The 14654-nt window shown below is 68.9% G+C and carries 11 protein-coding genes, 2 tRNA genes and 1 pseudogene; 2 read left to right on the forward strand and 12 right to left on the reverse strand.

Annotated features, from left to right (window positions below; translation table 11 throughout):
* Positions 1–2: 2 nt before the first annotated feature.
* From IPG50_17525 to IPG50_17545, 5 genes are read right to left on the reverse strand one after another with little or no spacing between them, the layout of a single operon-like run.
* Positions 3–590, reverse strand: coding sequence for a hypothetical protein (locus IPG50_17525; GenBank protein MBK6693987.1), 588 nt, complete (start codon positions 588–590; stop codon positions 3–5).
* Complete coding sequence (locus tag IPG50_17530) at positions 565–936, reverse strand: hypothetical protein (GenBank protein MBK6693988.1); 372 nt, start codon at positions 934–936, stop codon at positions 565–567. Before IPG50_17530 ends, IPG50_17525 begins: the two co-directional genes overlap by 26 nt.
* A 6-nt stretch (positions 937–942) precedes the next feature.
* Positions 943–1485 (reverse strand): hypothetical protein, encoded by a 543-nt coding sequence (locus tag IPG50_17535; GenBank protein ID MBK6693989.1) that lies wholly within the window; start codon positions 1483–1485, stop codon positions 943–945.
* Positions 1482–2339 (reverse strand): hypothetical protein, encoded by an 858-nt coding sequence (locus IPG50_17540; GenBank protein MBK6693990.1) that lies wholly within the window; start codon positions 2337–2339, stop codon positions 1482–1484. Before IPG50_17540 ends, IPG50_17535 begins: the two co-directional genes overlap by 4 nt.
* Positions 2340–2382: 43 nt before the next feature.
* Positions 2383–3816, reverse strand: a complete 1434-nt coding sequence (locus IPG50_17545; protein MBK6693991.1) for a serine/threonine protein kinase — start codon at positions 3814–3816, stop codon at positions 2383–2385.
* 133 nt (positions 3817–3949) lie between these two features.
* Between IPG50_17545 and IPG50_17550 the strand changes: the two genes are divergently transcribed.
* Entirely contained in the window at positions 3950–5473 is a 1524-nt protein-coding gene (locus IPG50_17550) for a metallophosphoesterase (protein MBK6693992.1), read from the forward strand.
* Positions 5474–5522: 49 nt separating this feature from the next.
* On the opposite strand, the gene IPG50_17555 is transcribed toward IPG50_17550, so the two are convergent.
* The 7 genes and pseudogenes from IPG50_17555 to IPG50_17585 all read right to left on the reverse strand — a co-directional run bounded on the left by IPG50_17555 (position 5523) and on the right by IPG50_17585 (position 13389).
* The gene (locus tag IPG50_17555; GenBank protein MBK6693993.1) at positions 5523–6206 is read right to left on the reverse strand and encodes a hypothetical protein; all 684 of its coding nucleotides are present in this window, start codon (positions 6204–6206) and stop codon (positions 5523–5525) included.
* Between the two features lie 167 nt (positions 6207–6373).
* Positions 6374–7420 (reverse strand): hypothetical protein, encoded by a 1047-nt coding sequence (locus IPG50_17560; GenBank protein ID MBK6693994.1) that lies wholly within the window; start codon positions 7418–7420, stop codon positions 6374–6376.
* Positions 7421–7671: 251 nt separating this feature from the next.
* Positions 7672–7758: transfer RNA gene (locus tag IPG50_17565), tRNA-Ser, on the reverse strand.
* A gap of 130 nt (positions 7759–7888) precedes the next feature.
* A tRNA-Ser gene (locus IPG50_17570) sits at positions 7889–7975 on the reverse strand.
* Positions 7976–8052: 77 nt separating this feature from the next.
* A complete protein-coding gene (locus tag IPG50_17575; GenBank protein ID MBK6693995.1) occupies positions 8053–8490 on the reverse strand; it encodes a hypothetical protein in 438 nt (145 codons plus the stop codon).
* Between the two features lie 99 nt (positions 8491–8589).
* Positions 8590–10857: a sulfatase-like hydrolase/transferase gene (locus tag IPG50_17580; protein MBK6693996.1), complete on the reverse strand. Its 2268-nt coding sequence runs from the start codon at positions 10855–10857 to the stop codon at positions 8590–8592.
* Positions 10858–12003: 1146 nt separating this feature from the next.
* Positions 12004–13389, reverse strand: a pseudogene (locus IPG50_17585) (response regulator).
* A gap of 76 nt (positions 13390–13465) precedes the next feature.
* On the opposite strand from IPG50_17585, the gene IPG50_17590 reads away from it, so the two are divergent.
* Positions 13466–14653 (forward strand): GNAT family N-acetyltransferase, encoded by a 1188-nt coding sequence (locus IPG50_17590; protein ID MBK6693997.1) that lies wholly within the window; start codon positions 13466–13468, stop codon positions 14651–14653.
* Position 14654 lies beyond the last annotated feature (1 nt).

Genomic DNA, 14654 nt, shown 5'->3' on the forward strand with positions numbered 1-14654 from the left:
CGTCAGAACTGACCGCGGAGTCCGCCGCCGGTGAGGCCCACGTAGGGAACGAACGCTGCGCTCTTGGGGGCGCTTCGCTCAGCGCCGGGCCGAACGAGGAGGACGAGTGCAACGCCTCCAAGAGCAGCCGCCGCAGCGACGCTCGTCGTGACGATCGCGAAGGTCTGCGCCTTCAGGCCTTGGTCGCGCAGTTCGTCGGCCGTCGCGCGGTGCGACGGATTGCTGGACGCGACGGCCTCTTCACGGCTCGACTCTTTTGCGCCGGTCGTCACCCAGTAGTAGACGGAGAAACCGGCCGCTACGGCGGAGGCACCGAAGAGCGTGTACGCCAAGATAGGCGGCGGCGCGGCGACGCCCGCGGTCGTGGTGCTGACAAGCGGCGCCGAGACCGCCAGAAGCCGCGGAACGGTCACGCTGCCCTGGCCGGGCTCGCTCTTCACGTCGAAGGTCGACGCCCACGTCTGCCGCGAGGGAGCGCTCGCCTCGATGCGATGCTCTCCCGGATCGAACGGCAACGAGCGGTCCCCGGAAGGAATGACGACACCGTCGACGGTCACAGTTACGTCAGGCTCTTCCGTGACGAATCGCACGCGGCGGAGCTTGGGCTCGAGCGCGGACGCGCGGGCGTTGGCTTCCGTCTCGCGCGCCTGATCGCCGCGGGCGTGGGCTTGAGGCGGCCGCCAAATACGAGGCCCACGCGGAGGCGTTCTTTCCGTCACGCTCGAGGCAGCGACCGAGGTTCATCGCGGCGCCGACGGAAGGTTCGAGCTTGTGGCTCTCGGCGAAGCGTGCGCACGCGCCCTTCAAGTCGCCGCTGTCGAGGAGCGCGACTCCTTCGCGAAAGAGCGCCTCTGCCGCAGGCGACTGGGCCGCCGCCTCCGCGCTGAGGGTGAGCGCTGCAATCGCAACGGCGCCAACGAGAAAGCGAGGCCGCATGGCGCGCTACTCCGGAAAACCGACGACCGGCACCGGAACGGCGAGGCCCGTTGTGGCCAGCAAGCCGGCACCGAGCTCGCCGATGAAGAGGTCGGACTCGACCCCGCCGTCGCCTTGCTCCCAAAGGTTTTGGCCCCAACAGAGGATCGCGCCGTCGGCCTTCTTCGCGCAGAAGGACTCGGACCCAGCAACCAGCTCCGTGACGCCTCGTTCGAGACCGACGACGTCGACGAGCGTGGCGACTTGGAGAGCCGGGTCGGTCGAGCCGCTCCCGAGCATGCCCGCGCCCATCGGCAAGCTGTCCCAGCTCTGGTTTGCGCCAACGCACTTCACACCGCCCGCGGCCGTGAGGACGCATGTCGTAAACGCAGAGGGCGCCACAGCGACGATTCGCGAACCGGCCCCGCCGGCGGGCTCCACGAATGTGGGCGTCGCGCGCGGCACGCCGCCCGGGGTCGCGATCGCCAAGTTCGTGGCGAAGTTGTTGCCCCAGGCGAACCACGCCCCGGTCTTGTCGCGCGCAAAATTTTGGCCGTAGCTCGAGGTCACAAGGTCGATGTCACCATGGGCGCCTGCAAACCCGACGGGCACCGGCGTTGGGCTCGACGCGTCGTTATCGGCGTTGCCACGGCCAAGCTGCCCCAGATGGTTGCCCCCCAACAAGTCACCTCGCCCGTGGCGCGCACGGCGCACGCGTGACGAAGACCGACCCCGATGGAGACCACGTCGTCGAAGCCACCGACCTCGAGGCCAGGCCCCGGTCCGAGCCTGCCAAACTCGTCGGTGCCAAAACACCGGACGCTCCGCTTGGGCGTCGTGATGGCGCACGTGAAGCCAAATCCGGCTGCGACGGCCGAAAACTGCTCCGGACTGGCGACCCTTTCCGCTCGATCGCGCACCGCTTCGGGAGGCGCCGCCCAGCCAGCGTTGACCCCCCAGCAATACAGCCCCTTGTCCGCGGCCGAGATCGCGCATGCGTGGAGGATGCCCATCGACACCGATTCAATCGGCGCATCGAAGGGCAGATCCACGGGGATGGCGCTCGTGCCGCCGTCGGCTCGCATCAAGTGGAGCCCGAGGCGGCTCCCCCAGCAACGCAGCCGCTTGTCCTTCTTGATGGCGCAGAAGCTGGAGGAGAACCCACCAAACAGCGTCCGCGGATTCGCAGGGGCGGCACTGTCTGAGCTGCCGTCGACGGCGCTACCCCCGTCGCTGCTGCCGTCTCCTTCGGAGACCTGTGAATCAGAGACCTGCGCGTCCGAAACAACGTCGCTGTAGGGCGGGTTTTCCCCGATGCAGCTGTTCGCCAGGAGCAACGTCGTTATGGCGGCCGCGACCGCAGCGGGGGCCGCGACGCGACGCGCGGTGCGCGCCGCGAACGCGATGGCTCCCATCTTCACCATCCCGCCAGTGTACTCGGGCCGTGGTGGCGAGAGAAGTTGCGCGTCAACGCATGCGATCGAAGGCGGGTGCGCTTGCGGATGGAGGCGCGATGGGCCCCGACGGCGCCGCTGCCAAGGGCGGCGACTTCGCGCTGGGCGAGGCCGCCGATGACGCGGTCGATTGGGGGCGCGTGCGCGATGGAGCCCTCCCCACGAGCGAAGCCGTCGACGCCGGAGCCGACGGCGCGGCCTGCACCTCCGTCGCGCTCGGCGGCGCGATGACTTGGCTCGGTGTTGACGGCGGTGTCGCAGATTCGACGGGCGGCAGCGACGAGGGAGCGCTGGGCGAGGGAGCCGCGACGCCAGTCGTCGTGCGTCGGGCCATGAGCGTTCCCCCAGTGACCAATGTCGCCACGGCGAACGCCGCCACGAGCACCGCGGGCCCCCGCGGCTTTGCGACATCGACGCCACGCGACGGCACCGTCGTTGGCGACGCGGTGTGTGCGCGCCCCGACGACGACGACGACGACGACGACGACGACGACGCGGCCAAGGTGGCCTCGTGGCCCAAACCTCGCGGCGAGCTGCCGGCGTTCGAAATGGGCCCCGAGGCGGGCCCGCTGTCGATGGCGAACGGCCGGAGTGCCGCCGCCAGCGTGGCGACGTCCGGCATTCGCGCGTCGAGGTCGCGCCGAAGGCATCGTTCGACGATGGCCTCGAAGTCCTTCGGGATGTCGGGCCTGAGGCTTCGAAGGGAGCGCGGCGGCTCGGTGAGGATCGCCGCGAACGTCGCGCCGGGGGTCTCGCCAAGAAAAGGTCGGTCGCCGGTGAGCAGCTCAAACAAGACGACGCCGATGGACCAGAGGTCGGCCCGAGCATCGACGTTCTTGGAGCTCTTGATCTGCTCCGGGGACATGTAGTCGGGCGAGCCAAAGGCCGCCGCTGTGGAGGTGCTGGAACCGGAGCCGCTCGACTCTTCGGAGAACTTTGCGATGCCAAAATCGAGGAGCTTGATTTGCTCAGCGCCACTGGGCCGTTTCGCCAGAAAGACATTCGACGGCTTGATGTCGCGATGAACGATGCCGAGGGCGTGTGCTTGGCCAAGCGCATCGAGGGCCTGAAGGACATAGTCAGCGGCACGCCCCACCGTGAGCGGACCGCCCCTTTCGACGAGCGTCGCGAGGTCGGTCCCTTCGAGCAGCTCGAGCACGATGTAGGGCGCGCCGTTCACGTCGCCGGTGTCGATCATTCGAGCGACGTGCTCGCTCTTGATCTTGGCCGCCGCCCGCGCCTCGTTCACGAAGCGGCGTACGATCTCGGGGTCTTTCGCGTGTCCCGCGTAGAGCACCTTGATGGCCACCAACTCGCCGAGCACGTCGTGCCGCGCCGCAAAGACAGCTCCCATGCCGCCGCGGCCAAGCTCCCTCTCGAGGACGTATTTGCCCACGCGGTCGCCGACGCCGAGCGGCACGCGCGCTTCCGCGGAGGGATCGGTCATCGCCAGCGCCGATGCTACCAAAGAGGCGTGGCGCTGGCACTCCGGCGAACCGTTCTCAAAGCGCGGAGAGCACGGATCAGGCCGAACCGGCGCCCCGATTGTCGCCCCGCGCGCCGGGTGCTACCCCGCATCCATGCGGTCGCTATGTGTTGCGGTAGTTTCGGTCGTCGGACCGTTCCTTGTGGTGGCTTGCGGCGCCGACGGCTCGGCCGAGCCGATGCTCACCGCTGCGGAAGCCGGGACAGCGACGCCCGTGGGCGATGCGCCGGGCGACGCCGGCGCGGGCCCCTCGGCTGACGGAGCCACTTCGCCCGAGGCCGCTGCCCCGGCGACGCTCCCGCCGGCCCTGCGCTTCGCGCTGATTGGCGACTACGGCGTCGACACGGCCAACGAGCAGGCGGTCGCGGAGCTGGTCATCGCCGAGGCGCCCGACTTCATCGTCACGCTCGGCGACAACAACTACCCGCTCGGTGAGGCGTCGACCATCGATGCCCACATCGGCAAGTACTACCACTCGTTCATTGCACCCTACACGGGCATCTATGGCCCCGGCGCGACCGTGAATCGATTCTGGCCATGCCTCGGCAACCACGACTGGGGCACCGACTCGATGCAGCCCTACGCGGACTACTTCGCGCTGCCGGGCAACGAGCGGTACTGGGACCTGGTGCGCGGCACGGTTCACTTCTTCTGCCTCGACAGCGACCCCCACGAGCCCGATGGTCGGACGCCCGCGTCGGTCCAGGGCACTTGGCTCACCGGCGAGATGGCGAAGTCGACGGCGCCATTCAAGTTCGTGGTGATGCATCACCCCCCTTACTCCTCGGGAGAGCACGGCTCCACCACCACGATGCAGTGGCCCTACGCATCCTACGGCGCCGACGCCGTCTTCGCGGGGCACGATCACACCTACGAGCGACTGTCGCACGACGGGATTCCGTACCTCGTGCAAGGCACCGGCGGCGCCGCCAACTACGACATCGTTACGACGATTCCCCAAAGCGTCTACGCCAACGATCTGACGCACGGCGCCACCTTCGGCCGGGCCGATGACCACTTCGTGGTCTTCGAATCGATCACGACGGGTAAGGACATCGACGATCTCTTCTTCGTCCCCTCGCAGAAGGACAAGAGCGCGGTGCGTCGCACCCTCGTGGAGGCAGGCGCGTCTTGGTCTTTCAAGGACGATGGCGCGCTGCCAAGCGCCGGATGGACCAACGTTGGCTTCGACGCGAGCGCGTGGAAGGCGGGAGCGGGGCCCTTCGGCTACGGCCGTCCGGGGCTCAAGACGACGCTCTCGTTTGGAGGCAACGCGAGCCAGAAGCACGTCACCACGTGGCTTCGTCGCACCTTCGACGTCGCGAGCGTCGACGATGTCGCGTGGCTCCGCATCATGATGAAGAAGGACGACGGCGCGGCGCTCTACCTCAACGGAACCGAGATCTACCGAACGAATCTCCCATCGGGCGCGCTGGGACCGCAGACCCTCGCGCGGTACCGCGTCGATGCGGCCGCGGAGACGGCTTGGGAGCCGGTAGCCGCACCGGCGTCGCTACTTCGCGTCGGCGAGAACGTCATGGCCATCGAGCTTCATCAGGTGAACGTCGCGAGCCCGGATGTGTACTTCGAGGCCACCGTCGAAGCGGTCCTACGCTGAGGTGCACGAGAGCCGCCATCCCGAGAGCAGGCGCAGATCGGGCCCGGCCTCAGGTCTTCCGAAAGAGCGGCTGGCCCCGTTCGACGCGCTGGAGCAGCTGAGCGATCGTTTCGTCGGGGCCGTCCTCGCTCCACTTACGCAACTCGTCGGAGAAGCCTTCGGCGAGCGCTTCGCTTGCGGCGTCGTCAGAGAGTTCGACCGGCTCAGGGCCGTCGCCGAATTCCGCCGCGTAGTCGCTGACGACGACACACGGTGTTTCGAGCGAACCGTGGATCCACATCGATTGGCACCAGTTGTTCACCCCTAAGACGCCGTCGCGAACGCGCACGTTGCCGCCAACGATCACGTCGGCCGACGCGAGCAACATGTCGGCCTGGACGTCACCGGCCACAAGGAGCCAGTTTTCGATCGTGCAGACGAGTGGGCCGCGCACGACGAGGTTCCCGGCGATCGCCGCGGGAAGCTCTGTGGCGATTCCGTCGATGATGAGGTCTTTGCCAATGCCGGCATGACGGGCGAGGCACGCGAGCGCGAAGCACTCGAAGGGGCCCTTGCCGCCGCCCACCCGGAGCACGGCATCGAGATCCCCTGCCTGCGCTTTTTCGACCTCGGACACGAGATTCTCAAGCGCCGACGGGTCACTAACGTAGCGTTCAGCAGCGAAACCATCCGCAACCCACGCGAGCTCCGAACGCTCGAACGTGGCGAGGGCGGCGCGCAACTTCGAATGCATGCGGCGAGCCTACGGGGCCGCTGGGGACAACGTCAACGGCAGCCAATGGCGGGTTCGGCGATGCGCTGCGCGCTCGGGCGCGCAATGGGGAACGAGGCACGACCGGCGACTGACTTGCTAGCCGCAGACAACCGTCGAGGGGCGCCCGGCGGCTTGGCTGCGCGCGGTCACCGGGGCCAAGAGCCCATGGCCGAGAGCCGCTCCTCCCACGCGGCCTCGAGGGCGACCTTGGGCAAGGCGAAGGGGCGCGAGCGTGCGGTGTAATCGACGCTCCAAAGCGGATCGGTCGCGAAGCAAGCGCTCGGGGGATCTACGGCGCGAAGCTTCTCGTGAGCGCTATCAAGGTCGCGCCGTGGGACGGGCAGCCCGTCCCGCTGGCGCCCGGAAATCTCTGAGAGCGCCTTCACGGCCGGTAACGCCTGCGCTGCGAGCCCCCCACAACGAGCCGCGACACGCGCAAGCACCGCAGACACCGCCTCGCCTCGCGCGCGATGACACTGGGCCGCGGCCCACAGCTCGTGGGGCTTCGCCCACTCGAGCGTAGGGGCCCCGGAACAGGCTTCCACGATCGCTTGGGTGAGCGACGCACCTCTTTCGAGCTCATAGCGTGCGTCTAGAAACACGGATGCTTCGAGCCCCGTCAGCGTGCGCGCGCCATGACCACCGTAGGGAAGTTGTTCCTGCCAGCGAAGGTCCGGGAGACGAAACGAGAGCCGGTATCGATTCGGGCCAGCCGCCTCGACACTCTTCCATGAGCACGACTCTTTGGTCGGGTCGACGAGGGCGGCGAAGAACTGACGCCCCTGAAGGGGCGCTGGCTCTGCAAGTGGAGCCGGCTCTAGGCGGTCGCCGTACTTGGCGAACGTGAGGGGAACAGACTTTCCTGGCGCTGGCGGTAAAACCAACAGCTCCTCGGGCTGCGCATTCATCAACGCGAGCGGATCAGAGATAACGGCAGCGCCAGCGCCCGGCTCAAACACGACGCGAAACAGCGCCGCGTCCTTGTCTGGCACGACGCCAACGGCGCCCCCCTCCGTCCAGACGCATCGCCGATAGAGACGCTCCCCGATGCGCTGACGTTGATCGATGCGATCGCACGGCGATGCGCTTGGGCTCGGCGAACACGCGGGGCACTTGGCTTCGACACGAGAGGCGCCGTCGGTGCGCCCACACGCAAGAACCAGCGTGAACCAAAGCAGGGTTGTGCCTCGCACTGCACGAAGGTTTGGCACAAGCTCCGGCGACCGTCGAGATCGCGCGGCCTGGGCACGCGGAGGCCGCCTGGCCTTTTCGCGATGCGCGCCCTTGCTTGCTACGAAACCTACGTAGCCTTGGGCAACGACCTATGTCGAGCGGCCCAGCCTGGCTGGGGTGCTCGAGGGGAGCGTCCGGGCTCCCCTCGAACGCGGCGCCGCTCCTTTGGAGCGCGTCCGCACGAAGTGCGGAGGCATTAGCGGCGCCCTAGCGGAGAGAAGGGGATTCGAACCCCTGGTACCCTTGCGGGTACACCTGATTTCGAATCAGGCACCTTCGGCCGCTCGGTCATCTCTCCGCCGCGGAATTGACCGAGTTTTTGTCGCGGTGTCAAGCGCCTACGACGCGAACGGAGGACGCCAAACGTGAATCGCCCCACGGACCGATTCGGCGCGTGGGGCGAAGGCTTGGTCGCAGAGCCTGTCTAGCGGAGAGAGAGAGATTCGAACTCTCGGTACCCTTGCGAGTACACATGATTTCCAATCATGCACCTTCGGCCACTCGGTCATCTCTCCAACGCGCGGCCTAAACCGCGCGTGCCGACGAGGGTCTTATCACATCTTTTCGCCGCGATCGCGCTGACTTCAACCGCTCAGCCGTTGCCGGCGTCGGCCGGCGGCAGTCCGTAGAGCACGCCGCTCGCGCCCGAGTCGGGCGCGTCCGACCCTGCATCGACCGGGGCGCCGTAGAGCGGCGCGATGCCGCCATCGCCGTTGCCGCTGTCGCCGCCGCCCCCGGCGTCCGTCACCGGAGCGCCGTAGAGGGGAACGGCATTTCCGCCATCGGCGACGCCTGCGTCGGTCTTCCCCGCATCCGAGGCGGAAGATGACGTGTCGTCTGACGAGCACGCGGCCACAGCCAGCGAAGCCGTGAAGGCGTAGGCGGCCGCGCGACTCAAGCGGCCCGTCGCGCCGGGGATCACGCGCTTCGCGAGGTCGGCGGGGAGGGCGCTCGCGCAAAACGGACATGCGGTTTCAGCGATGGCCACGTGGCGCGCGCAAGCGGGGCAAGGAACGAGGGGAAGCGTCATGGGCCTCAGGTTAGCGGGGAACGCCCGTCGCGCCGCCGCGAAAACCGCGAGCCCCCGACGGTTGCTCCGCTCATGTGCGTGACATGGCGACGTCTCGGCTCATCGCCCCCACGCCCGCAAGGCCGCTTGGAGCGTCGCGTCAACGGCCACCGGCTCGCGCTGAGCACCCGCGGCGCTCTCCGAATGTTTAAGGGCCGCGAGCCGCTTTTCCATCATCGAGAGCGCCAGCGGATGCGTGGGACGGACGTCGGTCGTGCACAGGGGTTCGAGCGAGATGTCGCATAGCGACTGCCGTCGATCGGTTGCGTCGAGCAGGAAGCTCCCCCACCGCAGCGAGTGGCGACCCAAGACCGTCGCGAGCCGCGCGCGCCCGAGCGTCGTGAGCGGTGTCTGCGCCACGTCCCAAAGGTCGTGGCCCTCGAAGGCACGCGGCGCCGCGAGTCCAAGCGCCCCCAAGAGCGTCTTGGCCACGTCGACGTCGGCCGTCGCGCTCGCCACGGTTTGGCCGGCGGCAAATTGGCCAGGGGCTCGCACGATGAGCGGCGTCGTGAGAAGCATCTCGGTCGGGGCTTCGCCGTCACCGAAGGGGACCGGCGCCGCGCTGTTGACGCCCACGTCGCTGGTCACCATCACGAGCGAGCGATCGCCTCGACCCGTGTCTCTAAGGGCCACGAGAAGCCGGGCGAGGGCGCGATCTTGCTCCACCACGGCCGCCGCATGGAGCGCGAAGGCGCGCGTGCGATCGGCGTCGCTGAACCGAAGCTGCGGCGGCACACGCCGCGCTTTCGACATGAGCTCGGCCGCGTGTTTCGGGTCGAGACCGCCGGTGTACACCTCCGGCGGCATGCGCTTCTGTTCGTCGGCGGTCGCGCCCCAAGGAGGATGACCACCGCGCGCGTGAATGACGAGGAGCGCTCGCTCTCCCTTTCGAGCCTTCAGCCACTGAATCGCGTCGTCGAAGGGCTTGACGCCGCTGGCGTCGGCTTCCGGCGCACTCGGCGAGTACGTCTCCCAGGAGCGGTCGAAGCCAAACGGCGCCGAGGTCATCGGGTTGCCGGAGAACAAGGCCGTGACGACCCCAGCCTGGCGCGCCGCGTCGGCCACCGTGGTGACGGACGCCGGCAATCTCGCATCACCATCCTCCATGCGAATCGAGCGAGGGCCGCGGCCCGTCAGCATCGCCGCCACCGTGGCCGAAGCAAGCGTGCTCCCCACGCGATGCGACGCGAAGGACGTCCCTTCGCGCGCCAACTGAGAAAACCCCTCGGTGCCGAGGGTGCCGCCAAAGGCCGCGAGGCTTCTGGGGTCGACGGTGCCGAAGACCACAAGCACGGCCGTTTGCAGAGCGGCGCGCGGCGGCGTCGCCTCTCGCGGGCGGAGCGTGATGCGCGGCTCGCCGAGGAGAGCGCGCGCGCCCTTGGCCGCCTTGACGACGGCGAGCTCGATGGCGCCGAGCGTGCCGCCGGCGACGTGAGGGTCGAGGGAAAACGCTTGTCGGCTCGGATGGGTCGCCGACCCTTGCACCTTGCCCAGGAGTACCGGCGACGCGCGGTCGCGCTGGAGACGAACCTCGACCTCTACGTCGCCGCCGCCTTCCGCCGCGACCTCGACTTCGATCTGGCTCGCCGCCGGGAGGAAGCCCGTGCACCGGGCGTAGCCGCCGTTCTTGAGCGCCATGGCCTTTCGCATGGTGCCTGCGAAGGAGCGATCCACGATCACGTCGCGCGCCGTAGGGGCAGCGAAGTGCTTGTCCACCTCTCCAGCGGTCACGTGAATCCAATCGACCTCCGCCATCGCGTCACGCTCCGCTTTCGGCGGCGTGGCAAAGCGCACGGTGAGGTCGTTGAGACCGGCGTTGAGCAGCGTCGATGTTCCCCGCACGTCGGCGACCTGAATCGCTCCGCGCTCCAGCTTTGCGGAACCGAGCGGCTTGCCGTTCAGGTAGACGCTCGCGCTCTTTGCGGCGGCGCCTCGCCACCGAATCGCCACGGCGCTCGGCTCCACGAGCGCGCGCTCTTCGTCGGCGCTCACGAAGAACTGCGCCACGATGACTTTGTCGCGGATGCGCGCGAAGGTCGCGCCCTCCCGCTCAATGCGCTCCGGCGCAAGGTCTTCAAGGAAGGCGCCGCGCAAGGTGAGCCCCGGCTCACCGAAGTCCAGCAAGGGACCGCGATCGCCGAACGAGCAATCGGTCGTGCGCACGAGGTCGGCGTAGATGACGCGCGGCGCCTCGGCGGGCGACGCGCCGACGTTTGCGGCCGCGTCGCGACGAGCGGGGCCCGCGTCGGGCAACGCGTCGCCACGACAGGCCACGAGCGCGCACGCCGTGAGGAGGCTCGGTAGAGCCGCGTTCGTGGGCTTCATCATCGGCGTGGCACGGGGAGCATTCGGCCGCGACCGGAGACGCTACGAGGCGTTGCCGGCCCCGCCCGGGGGCTCGCTCCGTTTGATGAGGGGCAGCGGCAAGGAGCGCGATTCCTCTTCGAGCTTCGCGCGGAGCACGTCGGCCGCTGGCGATGATGGCGTCACGACGCGCGCCTCGTAGACGGTATCAAGCTCGGTCGCCGGCTCCTTGCGATGCAAGACAGCAGGGTCACCGGGCTCGCGAAGCTCGCGCATCACGGCGTCGGCGAGTGACGGCGGCAGCTCGTCGTCGGCGTCGACGACGGGCCGCCTGAGTTCGGGCCTCACGGAGGCGCGGGGCGGCGCCATGGAGGGCGCCTTGGGCGCGAGCGAGCGGCGAGGGAGCCCCTGCAACGCGGCGTGAACGGCCTCCACCGACGGCCCGAGGAGGTCTTCGCCCTCGACGCCTCGAACGCCCTTGACGACGCCCCTCACGGCGAGATCGACGAGCACGTCCTCGAGGAGCCACGGGTCGATCTCGCCCGCCAACAAGAGCTCCCGCGGTGACTCACCGGCCGCGATGCGTTCGATGAGCAAACGGGCTGGGGCCGGCGTGACCCTCAGGTACCCCTCCATCATGGTGAGGTCGAGCTGCACCCGATCGACGAAGATGGTCCGCGCGCCGGCGAGTGCGTGAGCCGCCCCGCGCGCCGTCGCGACGGGCTTCGCCAGGAGCGACGCGAGCGTCCCTTGAAGTTCACCGGTGGCCGGCCCCTCATGCGGCGCGACGACGAACCAACCAGCCGACGCGCCGAGCATCGACGCGATGACGCGTTCGCCGCGTTCGAAGCTGCCGTCGCCGCCGGTGCGCGTCACCCGGCGCGGCGCGCCGTCGTGGATGTCGACCTCGTAGAGGAAGCAAGCGTCGCGTATGGATACGCGGGAGCGAGGTCGCTGCTGGCAGACGATCTCGAGGAGCGAACGGACGGTGATGCCGTCGAGGCGACCGCGAACCTCGGCCCCGCCGCGAAGACGTTGCTCGACGCGCGACTTGGCCCAGAGCGCCTCGCGCACGCGCGCGATGACAGCTCGCGCGTCGCTCTCCTTGCGTAGGTAGGCGGAGGCGCTCACGCCGAGCTCGCGCACACGCTGGAGCAGATCCTCTTTCCACGAAAGGAGGATGATCGGCACGTCGCGGAGCGCGACGTCGCGCTTCAAGGCGCGCGAGAGGGCAAAGCCGTCGAGGCCAGGCATGAGGATGTCGCTCACGACGAGATCGGGCGCGATGCGAAACGCCATGTCGAGGGCCGTTTGGCCGTCGAGAGCTTCATGCACAATGCACCCGTTCGTCCGAAGCAGATCGGAGATGAACCAGGTCACGCCGGGGTCGTCGTCGGCGACGATGACCTTGCGACCTTCGAGCTGGACGTCGACGGCGGCGCCGCGTCCGCGCGAGCGCTCCGCCGCTGGGACCTCGGCGTGAAGCCAGGGCGCCAAGGTCAACGCGCCTTCGGGCCCCGTCGCAGTCATCCGCACGGCGCCGTCGCTTCGTGTGGCAACGATCTCGCGAATCCTCGCGATGGCGCCCCACATGGCGCCGTAGATCTCGGCGCCATCGCCGAAGGCCACGGAGCGCTTGAGCGATGCCGCATCGACGCCATCTAAGAGGGCACGACGCAGGTCGTTGCCGAGGCGCTCACTGAGCTCCTCCAGGCTGAGGCTCCCGAGCGTCACGCGCGGTGGGGCGCCGCTACGTTGCTCGGCGATTTCGGTGCACGCCTGCACAACCGCCGAGGGAGCGACGGGCTTCGACAACACGCGCGTGACGCCGAGGGCGACGTAGCGGCCCGCGTGCTCGCTCGCCGGGGCAACGAGGACCACGATAGGAATCGGTTCGGTCACCGGATCGTCGAGCAGCGCCTCGACGAGCTCAGCGCCGGCCGCCTTGTCACCATCGAGAACGATGACGTCGGGCAAGATCGAGCGCGCGAGCTCGAAGGCGAGCTGCTCGTCGTCGGTGCGTTCGCAGTCGAACTGGGCGCTCTCTTCCGGCAGTTCCGCGAGCGCCGCGGCGAGGTCTTCGTCGCCTATCACGAGGGCCGTATGGCGCGCGGCGCGCGGCGGCTCGCTCGCCGAACCCATGCGCGACGCTGGGTCGGCCCATGCCAGCGCCGGGAGGTCGTCCAAGAGCTTCGCCAGTGCTTCGACGTCGGGCGCCGTGGCCCGCCCCGCGGTCCCGGCCCGCTCCAAAATCGACTCCGCTTCGCTGAGCGCGTTGGCGAGGGCTTCGAAGCGCAGGAGCCGCGAGCCAGCGCCGAGCGCGTGGAGCTTGCGCCGAAGGTCATCGCGAGGCGCGCGCGCCGCCGGGTCCCGTTCGACGCCGCTCAAGACGACGCGTGCGTCGGCGACCTTTCGACCGAGGCTCGCGACGAAATCAGCGCGCGCCCCACCCAGTCGGCCACTTTTGCCATGGGCCCGTATCGCGTCCGTCGAGTCCGTCGTTCCGACGGCGTCGGTCGAGGCGGTCCCCTTCCCTTCGGTGCTTTCCCCAGTCATCGCTAGCACGTGACCTACCAGAGCCGCTTCGGGGCGGCTACTCTGCAGGGCCCGCGTCCCGCAGCCTCGCGCACGAATGATCTCCCCCCGCGTCCGCCCCGCAACCCTAGGCGACCTCGACAATCTGCTGGCGATTCACGTCGGCGCTTTTCCCGACGGTCGGAGCGTCGCTGCCCGACAGCGCAACTTCGAGCAGAACCCGCTCGGTCCGCTGGCGTCACTCCGCGTCCTAGACGTTGGGGGCGAGGCGCTGGCCCACGCGTTCCTCTTCTCGCTTGTCACCTTCTTCCGCGGGCGCGCCGTCGCGACCGCCGGCATCGCCTCGTTGGGCGTCGCGCCGCACGCCCGCGGGCGCGGCCTGGCAGCCTATTTGATGAGCGCCCTTGAAGACGAAGCGCGTCAGCGGGGCGATGTCCTCGCGCTGCTCCACCCCTTCCGGCAGGGCTTCTACCGGCGCCTCGGCTACGCGCCCGTCGCGCCGACGGTGCGCCTTGAGACGTCGCCGGCGGCGATCCCCGAAGACTGGGTGTCGGCGGCGCGAAGCGCGCCGCTGCGGGCCGCGACGGGCCGAGACCGCGCCTCCGTCGAGGCGTGTTACGTGCAGTATGCACATCAAAGCTCAGGGCTCTTCGAGAGACCGGAGCGCCTCTGGGAGCAGAAGCACCTCTGCGAGCGCCGGCATGTGGTGGTGCTGCCAGGGGGCGAGGGCGTGCGGGGTTATGCGGCCTTCACGCACGAGCAAAGGGAGCCCCACGCGGCCGTTCGGCTCGACGTCGAAGAGCTCGTCGCCATCGACGACGAATGCAAGCGGCTGCTCTTGGGCGCCCTCGGGTCTCAGCGTGATCAGGTGCGCCTCATGACACTCCCCGTCGCCGCCGACGATCCAACGGCTTGGGCCCTCGTCGATGCCGACCAGGGCGCCGAGGGCACGGCGCTCGTCGAACATCCCATCGGAACGCTCGCCGCCGGCCCGATGATCAAGATCTTGGATCTCCCACGGGCGTTGGACGCCGCCGGAGCGCCGACGGCAGGCATCCTCGAGCTCGACGTAGGGGTCGGCGCTCCGCACCGCTGGGGAGCCGACGGCGTCGAGAAGCCGACTCGCCTGACCACCACGCTGCCGCGGCTCGCGTCGCTCCTTTTCGGTGGGCTCGACGCGAGCGCCGCGACGCGGCTCGGATGGCTCGAGGGCTCGCACGGCGCCTCCGAGCTCCTCGAGGAGGTCACGCTCAAGCGCTCCTTCGAAGTGCTCGATCCTTTCTGAT

This window comes from Myxococcales bacterium, from assembly GCA_016703425.1.
In the GTDB taxonomy this organism is placed as follows: Bacteria; Myxococcota_A; Polyangia; order Polyangiales; family Polyangiaceae; genus JADJCA01.

Bases quoted from the DNA above. Each gene is read 5' to 3' on its own strand.
- IPG50_17545 (MBK6693991.1), bottom strand. From the start codon at position 3,816: ATGACCGATCCCTCCGCGGAAGCGCGCGTGCCGCTCGGCGTCGGCGAC.
- IPG50_17590 (MBK6693997.1), top strand. From the start codon at position 13,466: ATGATCTCCCCCCGCGTCCGCCCCGCAACCCTAGGCGACCTCGACAAT.
- IPG50_17580 (MBK6693996.1), bottom strand. From the start codon at position 10,857: ATGATGAAGCCCACGAACGCGGCTCTACCGAGCCTCCTCACGGCGTGC.
- IPG50_17540 (MBK6693990.1), bottom strand. From the start codon at position 2,339: ATGGTGAAGATGGGAGCCATCGCGTTCGCGGCGCGCACCGCGCGTCGC.
- IPG50_17550 (MBK6693992.1), top strand. From the start codon at position 3,950: ATGCGGTCGCTATGTGTTGCGGTAGTTTCGGTCGTCGGACCGTTCCTT.
- IPG50_17530 (MBK6693988.1), bottom strand. From the start codon at position 936: ATGCGGCCTCGCTTTCTCGTTGGCGCCGTTGCGATTGCAGCGCTCACC.
- IPG50_17575 (MBK6693995.1), bottom strand. From the start codon at position 8,490: ATGACGCTTCCCCTCGTTCCTTGCCCCGCTTGCGCGCGCCACGTGGCC.
- IPG50_17555 (MBK6693993.1), bottom strand. From the start codon at position 6,206: ATGCATTCGAAGTTGCGCGCCGCCCTCGCCACGTTCGAGCGTTCGGAG.